Source organism: Candidatus Competibacter denitrificans Run_A_D11, assembly GCF_001051235.1.
Taxonomy (GTDB): Bacteria; Pseudomonadota; Gammaproteobacteria; order Competibacterales; family Competibacteraceae; genus Competibacter_A; species Competibacter_A denitrificans.
Map to the genome: position 1 here is coordinate 1 of NZ_CBTJ020000002.1, position 23,556 is coordinate 23,556.

Sequence of the window (23,556 nt, forward strand, 5' to 3'; positions counted from 1 at the left end):
ATTGTTGACCATCCTCAATGCCATCCTCAAGACCAACTCCCCTTGGCAGCCTCCCGCAGAGTGCAGGCCATGAGATGACAACACAGTTGCTCTCCCTCTGGGAGAGGGTCAGGGTGAGGGCGCTGAAGCGTTCCGCTGCCGCCACAAGCGAAAAATGGTGTGACTATTCACCACCAGAAAGCAGCTCTCAATCAATACCCCGCCGATGGAACTGACCGCGATATTGTGGATTAGCCAGCACGCGGTTCCCCCCAGAATCACCACCCGCATCCGAATCCCCTGCTCCCGATACAAAGCCCAGGTTCCCAGGGTAGCGCCGATCACCGCCAGCCATTGCACCGGTCGGGTAATGGTCGGAATCGCCATCACCCAGACCACCACCAGAAAAAAGCCCATCACCGCGACATGGCGAGTATGCACGGAAACATAACTGCGCACGCCGCTCAACCAGGCGGCATACGCGGCGGAAGGGGTACCGAGCAGCAGAAAATGGCCGCCGATCACGGCACAGAACACCGTTAGGAAAACGCGCAGACGCTGGTCGCTACGCTGGGCGAAGGTCAAAATGCCCAGGCCGAAGGCCAGCAAGCCGACCGATTGCGCCAGCGGGTTGGCCGCGAACAAGTCCGCTAAAGCACGCATATCGGGTCGCTAATGGCTCGAATCCGCCGGAACGGTTTCCACCCGCCGCACCCGATACCATGCCGCATACAACGCCGGTAAAAACAGCAGCGTCAGCAACGTAGCGACGATCAGCCCACCCATGATCGCCACCGCCATCGGCCCGAAAAAAGCGTTGCGCGATAGCGGCACCATCGCCAGCACCGCCGCCGCTGCCGTCAGCACAATCGGCCGAAACCGGCGCACGGTGGATTCGACAATCGCCTCCCATTGACTGCGACCAGCGGCGATGTCCTGTTGAATCTGATCAACCAGAATCACCGAATTGCGCATGATCATCCCAAACAGCGCGATGGTGCCGAGCATGGCGACAAAGCCGAACGGCTGGTTGAACAGCAACAAAAACAGCGTCACCCCGATCAGGCCCAGCGGGGCAGTCAACACCACCAGCACTACCCGCGAGAAACTCTGCAACTGGATCATCAACACCGTCAGCACCACCAGCACAAACAGCGGAATACCGGCATTGACCGATCCCTGCCCCTTGGCTGCTTCCTCCACCGTGCCGCCGGTTTCCAGCCGAAATCCCGCCGGCAATTGGGCGCGGATCGGGGCCAGCAGCGGCTCGATTTGCGCGGTCACCGTGGCGGGCTGAATGGTGCCGTAGACATTGGCGCGCACGGTGATGGTCGGCAGCCGGTCGCGCCGCCAGATCACGCCTGGCTCAAAGCGGTACTGAATCCGGCCGATGTGCGCCAGCGGTACGCTTTTGCCGCTGGCTGTGGGCACCGTCAGATCGTCCAGCAAGGCCAGTTGCGTGCGCGCAGCGACATCGCCCCGCAACACCACCTCAATGGCTTTATCCCGCTCGCGGTAGCTGGTAACCGGCATTCCGGTCAGCAAGGTATTGAGCATCTGCGCGACTTCCTGGCTGCTCACGCCCAGCAGCCGGGCTTTATCCTGGTCGATCTCAACGCCGATCACCTTGGATTGCTCCTCCCAATCCAGATGCACGTTGCTGAGATGGGGATTGCCGCGCATCACGTCGGCTATGGCGTTGGCCACGCCACGCAGTGGGGCGAGATCCTGCCCGGATACCCGAAACTGCACCGGAAATCCGACCGGCGGGCCGTTTTCGACGCGGGTTACGTTGGCGCGCAGCGTGGGAAAATCGTCTTCAAATAACTGGATCAGCCGTGCCCGCAACGCCTCGCGCGCCGGCACATCCTCGGTCAGAATGACAAACTGGGCGTAACGGGTGGCTGGCAACTGCTGATCCAGCCCCAGGTAGTAACGCGGCGCACCCCAGCCGATGTAGGCCACGAAGTTGGTGATGCCCGGCTCTTTGGCCAAAATCGCTTCCAGTTTATGGACTTCCGTATCGACCGCCTTCAGTGAGGAACCTTCCGGCAGGCGTAAATCGATCATCAATTCCAGCCGGGTTGATACCGGAAAAAACTGCTTTTGCACCGAGCCGAAACCGACAATCGCCAGCACGAACAGGGCGACGGTAACGGTAATGACGAACCAGCGCTGCGCCACACACCATTGGACGACCACCCGGAAACGCCGATAGAAGGCGGTGTGGTAGACCTCGTATTCGCTGTGGACGCCCGCTACTACGGTTTCAACCGGCTGATGGTGGGCGCGTCGCCACCAGCGGGTCAGTAATCGGGCCTTATGCGGGGCGCGGGGATCGGGCAGCGTGCCGTAACCCAGCCACGGAATCACCACCACCGCCGCCAGCCACGACAGCAGCAGAGCAATGGCGTTGACCTGAAAAATCGACACGGTGTATTCGCCGGTGGCGGAACGGGCGGTGGCGATGGGCAGAAAGCCCGCCATCGTCACCAGCGTGCCGGACAGCATCGGCCCGGCGGTGCTGGTGTAGGCGAAGGCGGCGGCCCTGGCCCGCTCCCAGCCTTCTTCCATCTTCACCCACATCATTTCCACCGCGATGATGGCATCATCCACCAGCAGGCCCAGCGCCAGAATTAACGAACCGAGCGAAATCTTGTGCAGGCCGATGTTGAAAAACCACATCAGCAGAAACGTCGCCGCCAGCACCAGCGGAATCGACAGCGCCACCACCAAACCGGTGCGCACCCCCAGACTGAACAGGGTGACGCCCAGCACGATCAGCACCGCTTCAGCCAGGGCTTTCACAAAATTATCAATCGACCGCTTCACGACCTCCGGCTGGCTGGCCACTTCCTGCAAGTCCACGCCCAGCGGCAGTTGGTTCTGCAAGCGCTGCATTTCGGCCCGCAGTTCGCGGCCAAGCTGGATGATGTCGCCGCCGGGCGTCATCACCACCCCGATGGCGATGGCGCGCTGGCCGCCGGTGCGCACCCGGGGCGCGGGCGGATCGACCGAACCACGCCGCACCTCGGCCAGATCGCCGATGCGCAATTGCCGCCCACCGGCCCGGATTACGGTATTGCGCACAGCGGCCACGGTGTCGAAGCCGCCGCTGGGGCGCAGATAAATCCGGTCGGTGGCGGTCTCGAAAAAGCCGGCCCCGGCGATGGCATTCTGGCGGGACAAGGCTTGAATGACGGTGTTGAGATCCAGGCCCAGTGTGGCCAATTTGGCGTTGGCGATGTCCAGATAAATCTTTTCATCCTGCTCACCGAACAGATCGACTTTGGCGACCTGCTTGACCCGCAACAGCGCATCGCGCACCCCGTCGGCGTACTGCTTGAGGGCGGCATCGCTCAATTCATCGGAGACCACCGCATAAATGTTGCCGTAAACATCGCCGAATTCATCGTTGAAAAACGGCCCCACCACCCCGGCGGGCAGGCTCTGGCGGATGTCGCCGACTTTCTTGCGGACCTGATAGAACACTTCGGGAATCACCGAGCGCGGCGCGGAATCTTTGGCCATGAATAAAATGACCGATTCGCTCGGTCGGGAATAGCTGACCAGGTGATCGACGTGGGGCGCTTCCTGCAATTTCTTCTCGATGCGGTCGGTGACCTGCTGCTCAACATCCTGGGCGGTCGCGCCCGGCCACAGCGTGCGCACCACCATGACCTTGAAGGTGAACGGCGGGTCATCGGCCTGACCGAGATGCTGATAGCCGTACACGCCCATCAACGCCACGGCGACGATGAAATAACCGACCAGCGCCCGATGGCGGATAGCCCAGTCCGACAGGTTGAAGCCGGTCACGGCCGTGTTCCGGCGGAGGCGGTATCCTGCATGACCGGTCGCACCGCCTGGCCGGGAACGAGCTTATGGGCGCCGACCGTCACCACCAATTCCCCGGCCTGGACGCCGCTGGCCAGCACTGCGCCTTCTTCACGATATTGGCCGATGGTGACTGGTCGGCGCTGCGCCTTGCCGTCCGCCACCACCCAAACTGCTGGCCCCGCGCCGTGCTCCACCACCGCCGTCAGCGGCACCAGCAACTGACCATCGGACGCGGCGGGCTGCACCATCACCTGGGCGGTCATGCCCAGCCGCACCGCCGGATCGGCGGCGAGCAACCGGATACGGGCGGCATAGGTACGAGTCGCAGCATCAGCCGCCGGGGCCAGTTCCCGCAACTCTGCGGACAGACGCAGTTCCGGTTTCGCCCACAGCGTCACCGTCATCGCCTTTGCCTGCCGGAGTTCGGCCACCCGCCCTTCGGGAATATTGATGACGATTTCCTGTTCGTCGGGACGCGCCAGCTTGAAGACCGGCTGACCGGCAGCGACCACCTGCCCGACTTCGGCCAGCACCGCCGTCACTACACCGGTGTGATCGGCGGTCAAAGTGCTGTACTCGGCCTGGTTGTCGATCACGGCCAGTTGCGCTTTCGATTGATCGCGCCTGGCCCTGGCGGCTTTATAAACGGTGGCTTTGGCGTCATAGACTGATGGTGAGATCAGCTTGCGCTCCAGCAAGGCGGCGTAACGCACCTGCTCGCCTTCCGCGAGGCTTAAATCGCTCTCGGCGGCCGCCAATTGTGCTTTGGCGGCCTGGGCGTTGAGTTGCAGATCGGCGGGATCGAGTCGGGCCAGGATTTTACCGCGCTCGACCCGCGCACCGACATCAACCAGCCGGGCCACGATCTTGCCGGGAACCCGGAAGGCCAAATCCGACTCATGACGGGCGCGCACTTCGCCGGAATAAAGGATTGGTGTCGTACTCGCCGCTTGCAGGGCCTGCACCAATACCGGGCGCACCGTTGCGGCGGGAGGCGGCAGATCGGGCTTGTTGCAAGCGACCAGCGTCAAAGCAACAGCCAGCAGAGCGAAAACCGCGTTATGTCGCACGGAGCGCCGCCTTTTGAGTCAAACCAGGTAAGGTAGAAAACATCGCAAGACCTTAGCAGAATGATGTGCTAATGGTCATCGAATACGCTTAAGCAAGCAATGCCTGGCTACCTACGACATGAAACCACCAGAACATAGAATCCATGCTTCAGAATCATCCGTAGAAGATGATGTTGACAGCGCTTTATATCCACGTCAAAACCCTGAAGCCGTCATTGCGCTTCTGGCGCTGGCCGATGATTTGAAGCGCCGGATCGATGCGGGCAAAGCCAGTCTCCATCCTGAATCTGACCTTTGGTCAAAAATACTGGAGAAAATGCGTGTCGATTGGACTTACCACAGTAACGCTATTGAAGGCTCGACCCTAAATCGGGGCGATACCCTGTTTTTTTTGCAGGAAGGGCTGACGGTTGAAGGGAAACCGTTCAAGGATTTTCTGGATGCGAGGAATCACGCGGAAGCGATTGATCTTCTTTTCGATGTCGTGGCGAACGCTCGGCCGATCAGTGAGGGATTGCTCAAAGAAGTGAATGCGCTGCTTCTCAATGGCGTTTTACAGACCCCGGCGCGGACCCCGGCCGGGCAAGCCGTCAGCAAGACGGTTCACGCCGGACAGTATAAGCGGTTGCCCAATCACGTTCTCCAGCAGGACGGCACCCTGCATCAGTATGTTGTTCCAGAACAGGTAGCCCCCCAAATGCAAACCCTGGTTACCTGGATCAACGGCGACCAGCCAGTTCACCCCATTGTGAGAGCGGGGGTAGCGCACTACCACCTGGTGCGTATCCATCCCTTTGATGATGGCAACGGACGGGGGGCGCGTCTTCTGATGAATCTGATTCTGCTCAAGGCGAGCTTCTTTCCGGCCGTCATCCGCCGCGAACAAAAACGAACTTATTTGGAGACGCTGGAAATCGCTGATCAAGGCGACATTACGCCTTTTATTCAGTTCATGGCGAGTCAGTTGATTGAAACGCTCCAAACGGTGCAGAGTGATTTGGAGCGGTTTGGAACGGTTTAAACGATTGTACCGTCTATTGGATGTTCACCCGCTTGCTTCAGCTACAGCTTTTCGGGGTCTGGCTCCCATGCTCCAGCGTACCCCTGTAGCTGGCTGGCTCCCACTGTTCGCGGCCCACGAACTCAAAGCACTCAAGCGTACCCTCCGCGTCAGCAACCGGCTAACCGGTTGAATGGCCACCAGCCAGAGTCATGTCCACGACCGGCGCCTGCACAATCAATAGCCAGTCGAAGAGGTCTTTAGTCGGTTTGGCTTATTAGACCCATTGCAAAATATATGGCCAATGGATATACCATTAAGGATAGAGATTCCCCATCATGAACGGGAATGAGGTCGTCAAAAACTGCAAGCCGCCGGCTGGACGCTGGCGCGGATCAACGGCAGCCATCAGTCATGATGAAAGGTGGCACAGTTTTTCCGGTTCCAGCCCACGGCAAATACGATGCTGCTGATCCGTCGGGCGCGCGGCGACCGCTCGCTGGCCGAATTAGCCCGCAGCGCAGCGGCTGGAAAACCCCCGTCACTCCCCTACCCTGCGCCAACTGGAACGCGCAGCGGCGGCACTCGGCAAACGCCTGGTGCTGGCGCTGGAATCATCGATTCTCTCCACCCTGATCACCCCACGAGTCATCAAACACTATGACCCTGACCATGAAAGCCGTGCGCATTCACGCCTATGGCGGACTCGACGTATTGCACTACGAAAACGTACCGATACCCAGGCTCCAACCCGACGATATTCTGATTCAGGTGCGGGCAGCGGCGGTCAACCCGGTCGATTGGAAGATTCGGGAAGGCTATCTGCAAGGCGTATTGAAACATCAATTACCGCTGACGCTTGGCTGGGATGTGTCCGGCGAAGTGGTCGAAGTCGGCCCGCAAGCGACTGATTTTAAGATCGGTGACACAGTTTATGTCCGGCCGGACATCGAACGCGACGGCGGCTATGCGGAATACATCGCCGTCAAATCCAGCGAAGCCGCTTATAAGCCGGCGACGCTCGATCACATCCACGCCGCCGCCGTGCCGCTGGCCGGGCTGACCGCCTGGCAAGCGCTGGTGGATGCCGCCCAGTTGCAGGCCGGCCAAACGGTGTTGATCCACGCCGCCGCCGGCGGGGTCGGCAGCCTGGCGGTGCAACTGGCCAAGGCCAAAGGCGCGCGGGTGATCGCCACCGCCTCGGCGGTCAACACCGGGCTGGTGGCCGAACTCAGCGCCGATCAGTTTATCGACTACACCCGAACTCGTTTTGAAGAGGTGGTCAAAGAGGTAGATGTGGTGTTCGATACCATCGGCGGTGACACCCAAGAGCGCTCGTGGCAGGTATTGAAACCAGGCGGTATTTTGGTATCGGTGGTCAGTCCACCATCAAAGGAAATCGCCGCCGAACGCGGCCTGCGCCGCGCCTTCGTCTTCATTCATGCCGATGGCCGACAACTCACCGCCATCGGCCGCTTGATCGACGACGGTAAAATGAAGCCACTGATTCACACCGCCCTGCCGCTGTCCGACGCCCGCCAAGCGCACGCCATCAGCCAGGGCGGCCACGCGCGCGGCAAGATCGTGCTCCACGTCGCCGACTGATTCATCCTTCTAGGAACTCGCGCCATGCTCAACTTCAGTTTTTACAACCCGACCAAAATCCTGTTCGGCAAGGGCCAGATTGCCGCCATCAGTAAGGAAATTCCCAAGGATCAGCGTATCTTGCTCACTTACGGCGGCGGCAGCATCAAGCAAAACGGGGTTTACGATCAGGTCATGGCGGCGCTAGCCGGTCGCACCGTGTTCGAGTTCGCCGGTATCGAGCCGAATCCGACCTATGAAACGCTGATGAAAGCGGTCGAACTGGCCCGGCGGGAAAAGGTGGATTTTCTGCTGGCGGTCGGCGGCGGTTCGGTGGTCGATGGCACCAAATTCATCGCCGCTGCCATTCCCTTCGTCGGTGATCCGTGGGACATTCTGGCCAATCGCGGCCGCATCGAAACAGCGCTGCCGCTGGGATCGGTGCTGACCCTGCCCGCCACCGGCTCGGAAATGAACAGTGGTTCGGTCGTCACCCGTCGCGCCACCAACGACAAGCTGGCGTTCATGCACCCGCTGGTCTACCCGCGCTTTTCGGTGCTCGATCCGACCACCACCTTTACCTTACCCCCTCGGCAGATCGGTAACGGCGTGGTCGATGCCTACACCCACATCATGGAGCAGTATCTGACCTATCCGGTCAACGCGCCGATTCAGGATCGCTTCGCCGAGGGCTTGCTGCTGACGTTGATCGAGGAAGGCCCCAAGGCGCTGGCGATGCCGGATGATTACGACGTGCGCGCCAATATCATGTGGTGTACCACGATGGCCTTGAACGGGCTGATTGGCGCGGGCGTGCCGGGCGATTGGGCGACCCACATGATCGGCCACGAAATCACCGCCTTGCACGGTCTGGACCACGCGCAAACGCTGGCGATTGTCTTACCGAGCGTCATGCAGGTGAAGCGCGATAAGAAACGCGCCAAGCTGCTGCAATACGCCGCCCGCGTTTGGAATCTCACCGACGGTGACGAGGACGGGCGGATCGACGCGGCCATCGCCAAGACCCGCGAGTTTTTCGAGCGGATGGGGGTGCATACCTATCTGGGCGACTATGGCATCAAGGCCGACGCCGTGCCGGCCCTGGTGGCCCAACTGGAGCGGCATGAGTTGACCAAGCTCGGCGAATACGGGGATATCGATCTACCCACCAGCCGCAAGGTGCTGGAACTGAGTGTGGCGGCTTGAGGCTATACGAAAAAAATCCTCTCCCTCTGGGAGGGGGGACGTGGGGCGATGTTTATCGCTAGAGGCCAGCCCCTGAAAAAATCCACCGCGCTCCTTTTGTTCCTAGCCACCCTCACCGTCGGGGGCGCGGTGTTCCATTATGGTTATCCCCGAACGGCGGCCGAAACCAAAAAGCCGGCCCGCGCCGCCCCGCCGGTCACAGTTGCACCGGCCACAGTCAAGAATGTGCCATTGATCCTGGAACTGGTCGGGCGGGCGGAAGCGCACGAGAGCGTCACCCTCAAGGCGCGGGTCGATGGCCAGATCGCCGCTCTGCCATTCAAAGAGGGGCAAACCGTCACAGCGGGCGAGGTGCTGGCGCGGCTCGATCCCGCCGATTTTGACGCCCGCTTGCAACAGGCCGAGGCGAATCTGGCGCGCGACCGGGCGCAACTGGCCAAAGCGCAAAACGATGTGCGGCGCTTACAAACGCTCAAGGGGCGCGGTTTCGTTTCCGACCAGCAACTGGCCGATGCCCGTGTGACCGTCGATACGATGAACGCCACGGTGCAAGCCACCCAGGCGGCAGCGGACGTGATTCGACTGCAACGGAGTTACACCACGATCAAAGCCCCGTTTGCCGGCGTGATCGGCGCCAGGCTGGTGTCGCCCGGCGCGACCGTCAAAGCCAACGACACCGCGCTGGCGATCCTGAATCAGGTGCGGCCGCTTGATGTCAGTTTCAGCGTTCCCGAGCGCCACCTGCCCCGGCTGCGCGCGGCGCTGCGGTCGGGCGCTTTGCCGGTGGTCGTCACCGTTCCCGGTCATGGCGAACAGACCTTCCCCGGCGAGGCGCGCTTTCTCGATAACGCGGTCGATCCGACCACCGGCGCGATTCAAATGAAAGCCACCGTGGCGAACGACGCCCAGGCGTTGACGCCCGGCCAATTTCTCAACATCAACCTCACCCTTGACACCCTCGCCGCCGCTGTGACCGTGCCGGCCATCGCCATCCAGCAAGGGCCGCAAGGCGCTTTCGTCTTCGTGGTCAAAACGGATGAGACGGTCGAGACCCGCCCCGTCACCGTCACCCTGCGGCAAGCCGAAACGGCGGTGATCGGACAGGGTTTGAGCGGGGGCGAAACCGTGGTCACCGACGGCCAGTTGCGGCTGACGCCGGGCGCGAAAGTGCAAATCAAAGCCGGCGGCGGTTGAGGCCAAGCGCGATGCAACTGCCTGAGTTGTGCATCCATCGTCCGGTGATGACCACCCTGCTGATGGCGGCATTTTTGATTTTCGGCGTCATCGCCTACCGCGCCTTGCCGGTCAGCGAATTGCCGAGCGTCGATTTTCCCACCATCTCGGTGTCCGCTTCCTTGCCTGGCGCGTCGCCCGAAACCATGGCGGCGGCGGTGGCGACCCCGCTGGAAGGCCAGTTCTCGACCATCGCCGGGCTGGATTCGATGAGTTCGACCAGCGCTCAGGGTTCCACTTCGATCACCCTGCAATTTGCGCTAGATCGCAATATCGATGCCGCCGCCCAGGACGTACAAACGGCCATCGCCACCGCGCTGCGCCAGTTGCCGGCCGATATGCCGTCGCCGCCGTCGTTCCGCAAGTCCAACCCGGCCGATTCACCGATTTTTTTCATTGCCATGTCCTCGCCGACCCTGCCACTGTCGGTGGTCAACGAATACGCCGAAACCATGCTGGCCCAGCGGCTGTCCACCATCACCGGGGTGGCGCAGGTGCGGATTTTCGGCTCGCAGAAATTCGCGGTGCGGGTGCAGGCCGACCCGGATGGGCTGGCGGCGCGCGGCATCGGTCTGGACGAACTGCGCCAAGCCATTCGGGACAGCAACGTCAACCAGCCGGTCGGAACCTTCGACGGCCCCCGCCAGAGCGTCGCCATCCAGACCAACGGCCAGTTGGAAACCGCCGCCGCCTATAGCCCGCTGATCGTCGCCTATCGCAACGGCGCGCCGGTGCGGCTGAACGAGGTCGCCACGGTGCTGGACGGCGTGGAAAACGACAAGGTGGCCAGTTGGTACGTGGACCGGCGGGCTATCGTGCTGGCGATCCAGCGTCAGCCGGGGGCCAACACCGTCGCCACCGTGGACGCCATCAAGGCGGTACTGCCGGCTTTTCAAACGACGCTGCCAGCCTCCATCGAGCTGAAAATCCTCTACGACCGCAGCGAATCGATCCGCGAGTCGATTCACGACGTGCAATTCACTCTGATTCTCGCTGGCGTGTTGGTGATTCTGGTGATCCTGCTATTTCTGCGCAATCTGTCGGCGACGCTGATTCCCAGTCTGGCCCTGCCGATCTCGGTCATCGGCACCTTCGCGGCCATGCACATCCTCGGCTATAGCCTCGATAACCTGTCGCTGCTGGCGCTGACCCTGGCGGTGGGCTTCGTGGTGGACGACGCCATCGTGATGCTGGAAAACATCGTCCGCCACATCGAGCGCGGCGAAGCTCCGTTTCAGGCGGCGATCCTCGGTGCGAAGGAGATCGGCTTCACCATCATTTCGATGACCTTATCGCTGATTGCGGTCTTCATCCCGGTGATGTTCATGGGCGGGATCGTGGGTCGGCTGCTGCACGAATTCGCGGTCACCATTTGCGCCGCGATTCTGGTGTCCGGCTTCGTCTCGCTGACCCTGACCCCGATGCTGTGCAGCCGCTATCTCAAACACAGCGACCCGCGCCAACATAACGCGATCTATCAAGCCTTCGAGCGCTTTTTCGCCGGCCTGCTGGCGAGTTACGAGCGCACGCTGCGCGGCGCGCTGGCCTGGCCGCGCACGGTGCTGATGGTTTTCGTGCTGACCCTCGCGGCGACGGTGTGGTTGTATGGCTTGGTTCCCAAGGATTTTCTGCCCAGCGGCGATACCGGCCAGATCACCGTCTCCACCGAAGGCGCGCAGGACGCCTCCTTCGCATCCATGGTGGAGAGACAGCAAGCCGTTGCGGCGATCCTGGCGCAAGACCCGAACGTCGAGGCGTTCATGTCGTCGGTCGGCGCGGGTGGCCCCCGGCCTACCGCCAACACCGGCAGCATGTTCATCCGCCTGAAACCCCGGCGCGAACGCACGCTGTCCGCCGAGCAGGTGATTCAAGCGTTGCGGCCCAAACTGGCGGTCATCCCCGGCATCAACGTCTATCTGCGCAATCCGTCGCCGATCCGCATCGGCGGTCAAAGTACCGCTTCCCAGTATCAATACACCTTACAGGACACTGATTTAGAAGAACTTTATACTTGGACGGAAACCCTGGTCGGCCGCTTCCGGCAATTGCCGGGCTTCGTGGATGTGACCAGCAACCTCAACAACCAGAGCCCGGCGGTGGCGGTGGCGGTGGATCGGGACAAACTGGCCGCGCTCGGTTTAAATTTCGGCCAAGTCGAGGACGCATTGCAAAATGCCTTCAGCGCCCGTCAGGTGTCCACCATTTATGGCGCGACCAACCAGTACAAGGTCATTCTGGAACTGGCCCCCGAATTTCAGGCCGATCCGGCGTCGCTGGCGCGGCTTTACGTGCGTTCCAGCAATGGGGCGCTGGTGGCGCTGGATACCGTGGTCTCGGTGGCGCGCAAGACCCAAGCGCTGACTGTGAACCATCAAGGCCAACTGCCTTCGGTGACGATTTCCTTCAACCTGTTGCCCGGCGTTTCGCTCGGCGCGGCGGTGGATCGGATCAAGGCGCTCGAAACCGAATTGAATTTGCCGGTGTCGCTCAACACCAGCTTGCAAGGCACCGCCCAGGCATTTCAGGATTCCTTGCAGGGCCTCGGCATCCTGCTGCTGGTCGCGGTACTGGTGGTGTACATCGTGCTGGGCATTCTGTACGAGAGCTTCATCCACCCGCTGACCATTCTGTCGGGTCTGCCCTCGGCGGGATTGGGGGCGTTACTGACCTTGCTGCTGTTCAAGATCGATCTCAGCTTGTACGCCTTCGTCGGCATCATCATGCTGGTCGGCATCGTCAAGAAAAACGCCATCATGATGATCGACTTCGCGCTGGATCGGCAGCGCAACGACGGCATAGCCCCCGATCAGGCCATTTTTCAAGCGTGCCTGATTCGCTTTCGGCCGATCATGATGACCACTATGGCGGCGCTGGTCGGCACTCTACCCATTGCGCTGGGCTTGGGCGCGGGCGCGGAGGTGCGGCAACCGTTGGGATTGGCGGTGGTCGGCGGTCTGGTGGTGTCGCAATTGCTGACGTTGTACCTGACGCCGGTGATTTACCTATATATGGATCGGTTGGCGGGTCGCGCCGCAAGAGTGGATAACAACTCCCAACAGCCAATCGCCGCCCCAACGCTGAAATACAGTTCGGGAAAGTAGATGGTTCAGCCCACCAGCCGCAACCCCGGCGGCAGGGTTTCACCGAACACCCGGCCTGCATCGGCCTCGTCTAACTCCACGACGTCCTCAACCATTCGCAGCCAAGAGGCCGGGGCTTTGGCGGCGCGTAGCCGTTGGCTGACCTGCGCCCGCAAGGCTTCATCCAAATCGCGCTCGCGGTCGCCACTGAGTCGCGCCAGCAAAGCCGCCGCAAACGGCGCGGGTGCGATTGCGCGCCAATCCAGCGCCAGCACCTGTTCTACCCAGGCCGCCGCCGTCGCCGCCGGCACGACATCATGGGCGCTGCCGTAAGCGGGAACCCGCGTCCCCAGCCGACCGACTGCCCACCAAAGCTGCGGCGATTCGCCTTTGCGCGCCAGTCGCTCCAGTAAAAGCTGGCCAAGTTTAATTTTTCGCGGCGTCGATAACCGCTCCAGCACCCCGGCCAGCCGCGCCATATCGTCGATGCCCGGCGTTTTATCTTTTGCCGCCTTGCCAGTCAGCGGCCGCAGTTCCGCCATCAGATCATCACTCAGACGCCACTGCGCAATTCGATCCAAACCACCGGCCACCCGCCGCCACAGGGTCCACCATTCCGAGCGATTCTGGGCATCCTGACCATATTGCACACCCTGTTCGTAGAGCGCCCACAATTGCCCGACTCGCCAATCGTCCAGCGGATAACCAAAACCCGGCCGCAGGCAATAGCCGGTGAGGCTAAACCATAACCGTTCATGCTCCGCCGACCGCCGCCGCCGTCGCGCACCCGCCCATAGCACGCTGAACAGCTCGCGCAGCAATGGGGTTTCCCAGCTTTCACGCTTGCCGAGCAACCGCTCCAACTCAGCTCGCAGCCCCTTGATTTCTTTCTGTTCCACATCGGGCGCGCGCGCACCATAGAAGCGTTCCAATCGCGCCGCCGCCTCCGAAAAACGCGGATGCAGGCGGGCCAGCGTCGCCGTATCGCTGCCGCGCAACTGGAAGGCCAATTGCCAGCGCCGCGCCGGTTCATCGACCGCCACGCATTCCACATCCAGCGTGCCGACTTCGGTCAATTGCGTGACCAGTTGCACCGGGACTTCCCCGGTCGTCTCGCTGTCGATGACCGTGGCGATGGGCGGCAATGGGGTAAAAACCTCCGCCACCAATGTCACCACCTCACCTGGCTGATAGACCTTATCACTCGTCGAGGACAGCAAGTGAAACTGCACAGGGGCGCCAAGACGCAAGGAGAATGTGCGCTCCAACCGGATCGGTTTGCCCTCCTCCGCGCCGCGCGGCAATAGACAAACGCCTTGCTTGCGGTCGCGGTCGGCATCGATCAGCAGGAAATAGCTGCGCGCCGAACCGCCGCCGATCCGTACCCCCTGACCGCGCCGGGCCAGCCCGTAGGCAACCGCGCCGCGCGCTACCGCCAGATCGGGTTCGGGATTATCCAGGCGCTGCAAAGGTGCGCCGCGCCAATCCGACAGCAGTTCCAGCAAGCGATCCGCCAGCACTGAGCCATGAAAAACGCCGCCGTTGAGTAAGATAGCGTCTGGAATCGCGGCGCGGTCGGCCGCAGTCTCGCCCAACGCCTGCTGAACAACGTCGGTGTGCTGGCTAAAAAACGCCGCCAGGTGGCGGCTGATGGCCGGATCAGCGGCATAGGGCAAACCGAATTCGACGACTGCCGCGCGCCGTCCCTGCGGCCGCTCCGTCGGCTGGACCAACGGCATAAACCCGTCCACCAGCAAACTTCGCGCCTCATCGCGGCTCAATTCGGCCGACCGCGCACCGCCAATCAGTCGGGCACCACCGCCCAGCACCGTCACCGCCACTTGTGCTGGAGCATCTGCCGCCAGCAATCGCTCCTTGGCGTTGCGGCATTGTTGCAACAGTTGCGACAATTCCCCGGCATTCAGTCGCGCGCCACCCAGCCGCGCTTCGACCGTGCGTGCCAGCGTCAAATCCATGTTGTCGCCGCCCAGCATCAAATGCTCACCCACGCCGATCCGGGTCAAACGTGGCTCGGCCTCGCCCGATTCGATCTGGATCAGCGTCAGGTCGGTGGTGCCGCCGCCCACATCGCAGACCAGCAAGAGTCGGGCGTCGCTGAGATCGGTCGCTACCTCGGCGCGATGTCGGTACAGCCAGTCGTAGCACGCCGCCTGTGGTTCCTCTAGCAACCGCAATTGCGGCAATCCAGCCAGTCGCGCCGCGCCAATCGTTAGCACCCGCGCCCCTTCATCGAACGACGCCGGTACAGTCAGCACCACATCTTGTTGCGCCAGCGGATAACGGGGGAAGTGGTGATTCCAGGCAGCGGCGAGATGCGCGAGATAACTGGCGGTCGCCATGACCGGCGATACCCGCGCTACACCCTCCGCCGCGCCCCAAGGCAAGATCGGCGCCATGCGGTCCACCCCGGCATGGGATAGCCAACTCTTGGCACTGGCCACTAACCGGCCTGGCGTGCGCGAACCCCGCTCACGCGCCAGTTCCCCCAACACCACATCCGGGACCGCGCCGGGGTCGATGAAATCCCACGGTAGCCGCACATCCGCCGCCGCCAGTTCCCCATCGGTTGGGTGATAGCGCACCGAGGGCAGTAGCGGTCGTGCCGCCACCGCGCCGGGCGCGATCAGTTGCTGGATGGGAAAGAGTCGGATCGCCGCGCCGGCGGCTTTCAGGTCGGCGTAGGCCACCACCGTATGGGTGGTGCCAAGGTCAATGCCAACGAGGTAACGGGGGGTGCGTTGGTGGGCGATGGGTCAATCCTTGGGGGAAGGGGCAATCATAGTGCCTTGCCAAGATCCCGAATCGATGCATAAACCCATCAATTAGCCCTCTCGATCAAATCGGCCATGTCTAAAGCTTTTGCGGTCCCGCTCTCCCGAAGACCGTTAATAACACCCATTTTGTTCTCTGAAGGCTGATTCTGGCTGACTTTCCACTTACCCAATAATCGAGTGATAGTGATTTCAATGCCGACCACCGCTCCGATGAGCTTCTCGATAAAGTCATGTGGGGCATCCGATAGCTGCCACGGTTTATCGAATGCAGCTTCATTATGGGTGACCAGAGCTTCGAGGTGAGCGCGTAACCACGCAGCATCATCAAGAAATCGCAACGTCCCATAGGCATGGGCAACGACATAGTTCCAAGTCGGCACAACCTTTCCGGTTTCGGCCTTAGTCGCGTACCACGACGGCGTGATATAGGCGTCCGAACCCCGAAAGATCGCCAGAACCTCAGCATGTTCACCCAAATGACTACGGAGCGGGTTGGCACGGGCAACATGGCCACGTAGTGTGCCAAGGGAATTCGATGTTTCCGTAAGGTGCAAGGGTAGGTGGTCGGCATTAAGTCCATGTGACGAAAAAGTGACTAGAGTAGCCAAGGGTTGATCCCGCATTAACTCGTGCAATCTCTCGACTTTCGGTTCATCAAAATGCTTGGGGATGTACATAAACCGCTCCGGCAGATAGCCAGTGGATCATGATGGCTTCAACTCTCCCCGCGCACATCAAATTCGACCTTCCAGCCTTCAGAACCGTCGCGTGGCACCGCTTCCAGCCGCAGTGTGCCGACCTCGGTGACCGCAGCGCGCAGCCGTACCGGCACCACATCGCCCACTTGGCGGCCTTCGGCGGGCAAGGTTGCCTCGATTTCCTCCAGTTCCTCGATTTCCTCCGGCGCCCACTGCTCCAGCGCCGCGCCCACTTGATCAGTCCGCCGCACCGATGAACCGAAAAAGCGAAAGCGCACCGGCTCGCCGATGACCAACCCGACTTCCTGCGGCGGCAGTTCGGCTTGCGTCCCCTCTTCCATCCCGAACGGCGCGATGCACAGCACCTCAATGGGCGGTTCCATTCCCGGCACCGCTGGCATGGCGCTTTCGACACCGACGTAATAAGACTTGGCGGTGCCGCCGCGAATCCGCACCCCACGCCCGCGCCGCACGAAACCGTAGTAGGCCGCACCACGCGCCACCGCCAAATCGAGATCGGCTCCTTCCAGCAGGCGCACCGGCGGTGCATCCTCGGCGGCCAACCAATCGTTCAGCACCTTCAAGGTCCGCTCCAGCAGCGGCTGCGCCTTGAATACCCCCCCGTTGAACAGCACAGCGGTCGGATGCAGGAAAGTCGCATCGGCTGGTAGGCGATCCTCGAAACCGGCCAGATCGCGGGTCGCGCCGACTTGCCGGGCGAGGAACGACGCCAGATGGCGGGTCATCGCCGGATCTTGCGCGTAGGGTAAACCCAACTTGGTCAAAGCCGCCCGCGCCCGACTGGCTGGCCGGGCTGCCGCGTCCACCGCCGGGAAAAAGCCCTCCACCAGATTTTGAGCCACTTCCGCGCGGGTCAGCTCGGTGCGCAGGGTACCGCCGATCAGTTTGGAGCCTCGGCTCGGCACCACCACCGGCACGGCCTCCGCCTTCGCATCGCTGAGCAGGGTTTCCTTGGCGCTCCGGCAGCCGTGGGTGATGCCCTGCAACTGCCAGGGATCGAGTTGGGTGCCTTGGGCCACCAATTTGACGCGAACCGCGTGGGCCAGCGCCAAATCCATGTTATCGCCGCCCAGCAAGATATGATCACCGACCGCCACCCGCTCCAGTTCCAGCGAGCCGTCGCGTTCGGTCACGGCGATCAGCGAGAAGTCGGCGGTGCCACCGCCGAGGTCGATCACCAGGATAATGTCGCCGACCTTCACCTGCTTGCGCCACTCGCCCTGCGCCGCCAGTATCCAGTGATAGAGCGCCGCCTGTGGCTCCTCCAACAGCACCAGCCGCGACAGACCGACCGCCGCCGCCGCTTCGGCGGTCAGCTCGCGCGCCGCCGGATCGAAGGACGCGGGTACGGTCAAAATCACATCCTGTCCGGTCAGCGGGTAGTCGGGATACTGCTGATCCCAGGCAGCGCGCAAATGTTCCAAATAACGGATTGAGGCTTGCAGCGGCGAGACGCGCTGGACTTCCTCCGGTGCTTCCACCGGCAAAATCGCCGCACGCCGGTCAATTCCGGGATGACAGAGCCAGCTTTTAGCGCTGGCCACCAGCCGAATCGGCGTGCGGCTACCCATGGTCCGCGCCAGCTCACCGATCACGAAGGGCTGCGGCTGGCCCCATGGCAGAATGCGGTCATCCGGCTTCAATTCATCGGGATGCGGCAGATAGAGAAAGGAGGGCAGCATCGGCCGTTCTTCCACCGCACCGGGCGCGGTAAGCTGTGGCACCGGCACGGTCAACTGCACCGTGCCATCCTGTTCCTCGGCAGTCAAATCCACCGCCGCCATCACACAGTGGGTAGTTCCCAGGTCAATGCCGACCGCATAGCGGGCCTCGCTCATAGCTCCACCTCCGCCGGGGCCAGAATGCGGACATCGTGACCTTCAGCCAGTTTTGGCAAGGTGATCTGCGCGACTCGCCAACCCCGGTGCATCAAAGTACCGGTAAACGGCGGCTGGCCGACCACATTACCCGTTAAGCGTACCGTCGCCGGATCGAACCCAGCGGCCAGCGTCAACCGCGCGCCCTCCGCTTCAGGCCGGATCGGTTCGATTTGCAGATAATCGCGCAACGCCTTGCGGCAACCTTCATGCACCACGCGAGCCGCGCCGCCGATCTCGGCATCGGAATAGGCCGTCACGTTCTCCTCCAGAAAATCGACGAAGCGGCCTTCCTGTTGTAGCAGGGTCAAAAACTGTAAAGCGGATTCGGGCAATGTTTCCCGTAGCGGTGCCGGCTTGGGTGGCTCTGCCAGCGAGGGCGCGGCGACCACGCTTGATTCGCCTCGATCCAGCCGCAACACGCTGCCAGCAAATGCCCCATCGCCTAAAATTCGCCCGAACACACGCAGCGCCAAGGCCAGCCGCGCAAAAAAACCCGGTTGTGAATCATTCATAAAGCAAACTCCCGCGAAACCCGTTCACCGATCCTGTATCCTATCATGCGTCGGCAAGTCGCCCACCACTTCAAAACCATCCCCGAAATACCGTATTTCGCTTATGATGTGTTTGGTGAAACCGGCAAAGATCGGCTAAATTTTTCAGGCTGGCGCGGAATCGTTTGATCGCTCCGATGCCGGTAAGGTCGTACAAATGAGATACGCAAGAGCACTCCAGGAGTGGCAGCATGGCCCGCATACTGATAGTCGATGACTCACCCACGCAGACCATGAGTCTCACTAAAATTCTTAAAAAAAATGGGCACGAGGTGATAACGGCAAAAAACGGCTCCGAAGGCGTCGTGGTGGCCGAAGCGGAATTGCCTGATTTGGTCCTCATGGATGTGGTGATGCCGGGCGTCAATGGCTTCCAGGCCACGCGGCAGATCACCAAAAATCCATCCACCAGCCATATTCCGGTGGTCATCTGTACCACCAAGGATCAGGAAACGGATCGAATCTGGGGACAGCGGCAAGGCGCTAAAGGCTACGTCACCAAACCGGTGGAAGAAGCTATCCTTATGGAGACCATTAAGCCCTTCCTGCCCAAGACATGAACGACGTGCAATGGGTCTTGCCTCATCAAGCCCCGATCCCCTGGCCTCTCCTGGCCCTGGCGTGCAATCCGCTTAGCGCCCTGGCCAGGCGGGTCGTATCGCAGCGGCTTTCAGTATCGCCATCGCCGCGTTGATTCGGCGCAAACGCACACCGTCGCCGCCTCGGTCGGGATGGTGTCGCATCGCCAGCCAGCGGTAACGCCGCTTGATGGCGGTTGCATCAACCGGGTCTTGCAACCCCAGTTCAGCCAAAGCAGCTTGCCGTTGGTTTAGTGCCTGCCGGGATTTTTCAAACTGATTCAGCCATTCGCGCACATCGGTCCCGGCCACGGCTGCCCCACGCTCCAGATCGCCATACCAAACCCCCAGGCCGTCGTAAGGCGCGAGAACGTTTGTACGGTCGGCAACATGCTCGACTGGTCTACTGGGCAGTAGCACAATTTGCAATGGATCGATCTGCAATTGACCGCGCTGCTCTAACCACAGCCGATCCCGCAAGCGGTACAGGGCATGAAACAGCAAAAAATGGCTGCGAAACAGGCTCAGCGGTTCGCGGGCGTTAAAGTCGGCAAACAGCGCATTTTGCTCACGCAGTCGCTTCAATAGCTCGTATTCGCTCAGGCCAGCCGGATGTGCCTCCAGAAATGCCAACAGGTGCCGCTCAAGCTCTATCAGGGCGGCAGGCACTGGCACGAAGTCGGCGCTCATCGCTTGTTGGAGTCCGCCTCCGACGGATCAAGCGGATAATGTGGATAACGGCGTTTGAATTCCAACCATTCGGCTTCCGCTTTCATCGTCTCACCCTGACGCCGCAGCTCGGCAATTTCCCGCAGCCAGCGCTCTGGAGAGTTTCGGAATAGCTGCTTCTCTTCGGTTTTAGAGCGTTCTTTACGGGCGCGGGCCGGCGCTTCATCCAGTTTCTCCGTTTCTTTCATCTGCCGGGAAAAAGATGGGGGCTGGCCTGATCCGGTGGGCTTTGCATCAGCAGGACGCGCGGACGACTCGGCGGGCAGCAGCCGATCCGCTAGAGGGGCAGGCGGCGCCAAAGACGGTGAGATTATGGGACTTGTAGCCGGTGCGGACGGAGATGGGGCCGATGCAGCCGCTCGCGGCTGTGCCTTTTCCTCAGCCGATAGGGCCTGAGAAGCCCCTGATGGCTCAGCATTAGCTGGGCTAGCAGAACTTGTCACCACTTGGGCGGATTCCAGCGATGGCGCTGTCGCCAACTCGCCTGACTCGCGCACCAGCCGTACTACCCCCACGCTCAACACCACGGTCGCAGCCAGGGCCAATGGTACCGCCCAGCGGGACGGGCGTCGCTTCGGCACGATAGCCGCTGGTCGTGGTGCAGACGACTGAACGGTCGCTTTAGCCGCCAGCAGAATCCGCCGATCCAGCCACTCTGGCGGCTCGACCTGGGGGATGGCACGGTAAAGGGCTGACAGGTGCTCGTCGTGCAGTGCGTCGGGTTGTTCGTTCATGACGCCCCTCCCAAACCTTGCCGCAAACGGGCCAGTGCATAGCGTAAACGGCTCTTGACGGTTTCCCGACCCGTGCCGGTCGCCTGTGCGATCTCTTCCAGCGATAGCCCGGCCTCTTCCTTGAGCAACAACGCCTCGCGCTGCGCTTCGGGCAATTCCGCCAACAACGCCAGCAAGCGTTCCGCTTGGCGCCGGCGATCATCCCAAACTTCAGGCTGAGCGCCTTCCGGGCCGGGAATGTGCGCCCATTCCGGGCAGTCATCCGCATAAGACAGCGGCAGGCCCCGCGCGCTAGCTCGATAATGATCCACCAACCGGTTGTGGGCGATCCGGTACAGCCAAGTGGTGAACTTGGCCTGCACAGTGTAGCCAGCGCGGGCTGCCACCAACTTCAGCCAGACCTCTTGAAATAATTCCTCAGCGACTACGGGGCCGCATTGGCGCAAAAGATAGCGGTACAACGGCCCTTTATGGCGGGTGTACAACCGAGCGAAGGCGCCAGAATCGCCATCGCGGTAATGCAGCATGAGGGTCTCGTCGGTGTCGTTATCGGCTTGCATGAGGACGGCACTTTACCCGTCCACTCGGTAACGGGGAAGCCATCCAGCGATTTTCCCGCCATCACTGATCCTCATGCCCAGGGGTGCTTTCCTGGCGAGACCCTGGCAATCTGCTCAACGGATGGCCTGAGGCCCTCCCTCGGCCTTGCCTGCGTCCAGTGAGCGAGCCAAGCTAACAAGCGTCAGAAACTCGCCCCGATAACCGAAGGGGTCCTCACCGCGCGCCCCACGGGCGATGGCCAGCACCTCATCGTAACCGAACGAAGCAGTATGGCGCCCACCACGCAGCAACTGGCCAAAGCCAGCGACCGCCGCCGCGAAACGGAACCGCTCACTGGTGGCTTGCCACTTCTCCGCTAATTGTCCTCGCTGGATCGGCCACTCCTGCAACTGGCTGGCATCGCTGTCGGGTTGCTTGTAACGCAAGCGCAAGAACGCGATTTCATCGCCACGCGCGGACTCCGCTGGATTTGCCATCGTACCGCTGTAGCGCAACGGTTCGGTTAGGCTGCCACCGCTCCCTTTCAAGGCGATTTCGTAGAGAGCCGTGACCGTGTGACCCGCACCGATGTCACCCGCATCGACTGCATCATTATTAAAGTCTTCCCGCCGCAACACGCGGTTTTCATAGCCGATCAGCCGGTATTCCTCGACCAGCGCCGGATTGAATTCAATCTGAATCTTGACATCCTTGGCAATGGTCAACAGCGTGGCACTCATCTGTTCGACCAATACTTTGTTGGCCTCCCGCAAGGTGTCGATGTAGGCGTAATTGCCGTTACCGGCATCCGCCAATTGCTCCAGCAAGCGGTCGTTGTAATTGCCGGTGCCGAACCCCAACGCGGTCAGGGCGATTCCACTCTTGCGCTGAGTTTCCACCAGTTCCTTTAGCGCATCGAAATTGACTGTGCCGACGTTGAAATCGCCGTCGGTGGCCAGAATCACCCGATTGACGCCCTGGTCGATAAAGCCTTGTCGGGCCAGTGCGTAGGCTAATTGAATGCCGGCGCCGCCATTAGTGGAACCGCCAGCGGCAAGGCGGTCGATGGCCGCTTCGATTTTGGCTTTATCATTGCCCTGTGTCGGTTCCAGCACCATCCCGGCCGCTCCGGCGTAAACAACAATCGCCACTTTGTCTTCACGACGCAATTGTTTGATCAGCAACTTCATGGCTGGCTTGAGCAGTTCCAGCTTGTCAGGTGCATTCATTGAACCGGATACGTCGATCAGGAACACCAGATTAGCCGGCGGCAACTGATTTTGCGGTAATTGATACCCCTTGATCCCAATGGCTAACAGCGTCGTCTTCGGATTCCACGGGGCCGATGCCAGCTCGGTGCTGACCTGAAACGGCGGCTGGCGGCTGGCGGGTGCCGGGTAGTCGTAATCGAAATAATTAATCATCTCCTCAATGCGCACCGCAGCGCGTGGCGGCAAACGGCCACTGTTCAGGAAACGGCGAACATTGGCATAGGAACCGGTATCGACATCAATGCTGAAGGTAGACACTGGCTGTTCAGCCACCCGCTTGACCGGATTTTCCTCGATCTGAGCGTAGTTCTCCCGGTCGGTCGGTTGACTCGGTGGCCGCAAGGCATCCAATTCCGCCGATCTGGCGGGCGCTTGATGGGCTGCGCTAACAGCAACGGTAGACTGTTTCACTTCTTGGGCACGCTTTTCAAGACCGGCGCCGACCAGTGCCGGAGCGCTGGGGGCCGGGGACGTAACACCTGCGGGCACCGATTGTGGTGGCGGCGCCGCTTCTTTATCAGCAGATTTTGCTGGTTCCTGGACTGTATTGGAGACAGCCGGCTTCTCATCTGCCGCTTTGCCGGCTACTGGCAACGGGTTACTGGGCGAACAACCACCGAGTAACGCTACCACGTATAATACGCACACTATGCTGATTGGCTTTGACATCTGCGAGACCTCGTATGGGTTCAAGTTCATGCGCTATAAACGCCATCGTCACCAAAATGGGGTTAACCAATGCGCCATCAGCTTGCCGTTTACGTTAC

General features: G+C 61.2%; 18 protein-coding genes. 7 read left to right on the top strand and 11 right to left on the bottom strand.

Features of this window, described 5'->3' with window-relative positions; genetic code table 11:
• Nucleotides 1-108: 108 nt before the first annotated feature.
• Genes BN873_RS01135 through BN873_RS01145 form a run of 3 tightly spaced genes read right to left on the bottom strand, consistent with a single transcriptional unit; the run spans nt 109 to nt 4,889 of the window.
• Nucleotides 109-642: a YgjV family protein gene (locus BN873_RS01135; RefSeq protein ID WP_048670120.1), complete on the bottom strand. Its 534-nt coding sequence runs from the start codon at nt 640-642 to the stop codon at nt 109-111.
• 9 nt (nt 643-651) lie between these two features.
• Nucleotides 652-3,798 carry an efflux RND transporter permease subunit gene (locus BN873_RS01140; RefSeq protein ID WP_048670121.1) on the bottom strand — a complete coding sequence of 1,049 codons (3,147 nt, stop codon included), beginning with the start codon at nt 3,796-3,798 and terminating at the stop codon, nt 652-654.
• Nucleotides 3,795-4,889 (bottom strand): efflux RND transporter periplasmic adaptor subunit, encoded by a 1,095-nt coding sequence (locus tag BN873_RS01145; RefSeq protein ID WP_048670122.1) that lies wholly within the window; start codon nt 4,887-4,889, stop codon nt 3,795-3,797. Before BN873_RS01145 ends, BN873_RS01140 begins: the two co-directional genes overlap by 4 nt.
• Before the next feature lie 118 nt (nt 4,890-5,007).
• Between BN873_RS01145 and BN873_RS01150 the strand changes: the two genes are divergently transcribed.
• The 6 genes from BN873_RS01150 (at nt 5,008) to BN873_RS01170 (ending at nt 13,013) form a co-directional block, all read left to right on the top strand.
• Nucleotides 5,008-5,910 (top strand): Fic family protein, encoded by a 903-nt coding sequence (locus tag BN873_RS01150; RefSeq protein WP_048670123.1) that lies wholly within the window; start codon nt 5,008-5,010, stop codon nt 5,908-5,910.
• Between the two features lie 442 nt (nt 5,911-6,352).
• Complete coding sequence (locus BN873_RS20265; protein WP_171820391.1) at nt 6,353-6,553, top strand: hypothetical protein; 201 nt, start codon at nt 6,353-6,355, stop codon at nt 6,551-6,553.
• 8 nt (nt 6,554-6,561) lie between these two features.
• Nucleotides 6,562-7,494: an NADP-dependent oxidoreductase gene (locus BN873_RS01155; protein ID WP_048670203.1), complete on the top strand. Its 933-nt coding sequence runs from the start codon at nt 6,562-6,564 to the stop codon at nt 7,492-7,494.
• Nucleotides 7,495-7,518: 24 nt separating this feature from the next.
• Nucleotides 7,519-8,679, top strand: a complete 1,161-nt coding sequence (gene yqhD / locus BN873_RS01160) for an alcohol dehydrogenase (protein WP_048670125.1) — start codon at nt 7,519-7,521, stop codon at nt 8,677-8,679.
• A 48-nt stretch (nt 8,680-8,727) separates the two neighbouring features.
• On the top strand, nt 8,728-9,873 hold the full coding sequence (locus tag BN873_RS01165; protein ID WP_102046980.1) for an efflux RND transporter periplasmic adaptor subunit: 1,146 nt from the start codon (nt 8,728-8,730) through the stop codon (nt 9,871-9,873).
• 11 nt (nt 9,874-9,884) lie between these two features.
• Entirely contained in the window at nt 9,885-13,013 is a 3,129-nt protein-coding gene (locus tag BN873_RS01170; protein WP_048670127.1) for an efflux RND transporter permease subunit, read from the top strand.
• Between the two features lie 5 nt (nt 13,014-13,018).
• Here BN873_RS01170 and BN873_RS01175 read toward each other — a convergent pair whose 3' ends face one another.
• The 4 genes from BN873_RS01175 to BN873_RS01190 form a co-directional block, all read right to left on the bottom strand.
• Complete coding sequence (locus BN873_RS01175; protein ID WP_242434340.1) at nt 13,019-15,700, bottom strand: Hsp70 family protein; 2,682 nt, start codon at nt 15,698-15,700, stop codon at nt 13,019-13,021.
• Between the two features lie 131 nt (nt 15,701-15,831).
• The gene (locus tag BN873_RS01180; protein WP_048670130.1) at nt 15,832-16,464 is read right to left on the bottom strand and encodes an FMN-binding negative transcriptional regulator; all 633 of its coding nucleotides are present in this window, start codon (nt 16,462-16,464) and stop codon (nt 15,832-15,834) included.
• Nucleotides 16,465-16,502: 38 nt separating this feature from the next.
• Nucleotides 16,503-18,344, bottom strand: a complete 1,842-nt coding sequence (locus BN873_RS01185) for an Hsp70 family protein (RefSeq protein ID WP_048670131.1) — start codon at nt 18,342-18,344, stop codon at nt 16,503-16,505.
• A complete protein-coding gene (locus tag BN873_RS01190; protein ID WP_048670132.1) occupies nt 18,341-18,898 on the bottom strand; it encodes a DUF2760 domain-containing protein in 558 nt (185 codons plus the stop codon). Before BN873_RS01190 ends, BN873_RS01185 begins: the two co-directional genes overlap by 4 nt.
• A gap of 230 nt (nt 18,899-19,128) precedes the next feature.
• Between BN873_RS01190 and BN873_RS01195 the strand changes: the two genes are divergently transcribed.
• Entirely contained in the window at nt 19,129-19,497 is a 369-nt protein-coding gene (locus BN873_RS01195; protein WP_048670134.1) for a response regulator, read from the top strand.
• Nucleotides 19,498-19,569: 72 nt separating this feature from the next.
• Here BN873_RS01195 and BN873_RS01200 read toward each other — a convergent pair whose 3' ends face one another.
• The 4 genes from BN873_RS01200 to BN873_RS01215 form a co-directional block, all read right to left on the bottom strand.
• Entirely contained in the window at nt 19,570-20,205 is a 636-nt protein-coding gene (locus BN873_RS01200; RefSeq protein WP_048670135.1) for a DNA-J related domain-containing protein, read from the bottom strand.
• Nucleotides 20,202-20,978: a hypothetical protein gene (locus tag BN873_RS01205; RefSeq protein ID WP_048670136.1), complete on the bottom strand. Its 777-nt coding sequence runs from the start codon at nt 20,976-20,978 to the stop codon at nt 20,202-20,204. The genes BN873_RS01200 and BN873_RS01205 overlap by 4 nt, the downstream gene beginning before the upstream one ends.
• The gene (locus BN873_RS01210) at nt 20,975-21,538 is read right to left on the bottom strand and encodes an RNA polymerase sigma factor (protein WP_048670137.1); all 564 of its coding nucleotides are present in this window, start codon (nt 21,536-21,538) and stop codon (nt 20,975-20,977) included. The genes BN873_RS01205 and BN873_RS01210 overlap by 4 nt, the downstream gene beginning before the upstream one ends.
• Nucleotides 21,539-21,652: 114 nt before the next feature.
• The gene (locus BN873_RS01215; protein ID WP_082161020.1) at nt 21,653-23,458 is read right to left on the bottom strand and encodes a vWA domain-containing protein; all 1,806 of its coding nucleotides are present in this window, start codon (nt 23,456-23,458) and stop codon (nt 21,653-21,655) included.
• Between the last annotated feature and the right edge of the window lie 98 nt (nt 23,459-23,556).

Coding starts and splice junctions, on each gene's coding strand:
- BN873_RS01210 (WP_048670137.1), bottom strand. CDS start 21,538: ATGCAAGCCGATAACGACACCGACGAGACCCTCATGCTGCATTACCGC.
- BN873_RS01215 (WP_082161020.1), bottom strand. CDS start 23,458: ATGTCAAAGCCAATCAGCATAGTGTGCGTATTATACGTGGTAGCGTTA.
- BN873_RS01150 (WP_048670123.1), top strand. CDS start 5,008: ATGAAACCACCAGAACATAGAATCCATGCTTCAGAATCATCCGTAGAA.
- BN873_RS01155 (WP_048670203.1), top strand. CDS start 6,562: ATGAAAGCCGTGCGCATTCACGCCTATGGCGGACTCGACGTATTGCAC.
- BN873_RS01205 (WP_048670136.1), bottom strand. CDS start 20,978: ATGAACGAACAACCCGACGCACTGCACGACGAGCACCTGTCAGCCCTT.
- BN873_RS01200 (WP_048670135.1), bottom strand. CDS start 20,205: ATGAGCGCCGACTTCGTGCCAGTGCCTGCCGCCCTGATAGAGCTTGAG.
- BN873_RS01190 (WP_048670132.1), bottom strand. CDS start 18,898: ATGAATGATTCACAACCGGGTTTTTTTGCGCGGCTGGCCTTGGCGCTG.
- yqhD (WP_048670125.1), top strand. CDS start 7,519: ATGCTCAACTTCAGTTTTTACAACCCGACCAAAATCCTGTTCGGCAAG.
- BN873_RS01135 (WP_048670120.1), bottom strand. CDS start 642: ATGCGTGCTTTAGCGGACTTGTTCGCGGCCAACCCGCTGGCGCAATCG.
- BN873_RS20265 (WP_171820391.1), top strand. CDS start 6,353: ATGCTGCTGATCCGTCGGGCGCGCGGCGACCGCTCGCTGGCCGAATTA.
- BN873_RS01185 (WP_048670131.1), bottom strand. CDS start 18,344: ATGAGCGAGGCCCGCTATGCGGTCGGCATTGACCTGGGAACTACCCAC.
- BN873_RS01180 (WP_048670130.1), bottom strand. CDS start 16,464: ATGTACATCCCCAAGCATTTTGATGAACCGAAAGTCGAGAGATTGCAC.
- BN873_RS01195 (WP_048670134.1), top strand. CDS start 19,129: ATGGCCCGCATACTGATAGTCGATGACTCACCCACGCAGACCATGAGT.
- BN873_RS01170 (WP_048670127.1), top strand. CDS start 9,885: ATGCAACTGCCTGAGTTGTGCATCCATCGTCCGGTGATGACCACCCTG.
- BN873_RS01165 (WP_102046980.1), top strand. CDS start 8,728: ATGTTTATCGCTAGAGGCCAGCCCCTGAAAAAATCCACCGCGCTCCTT.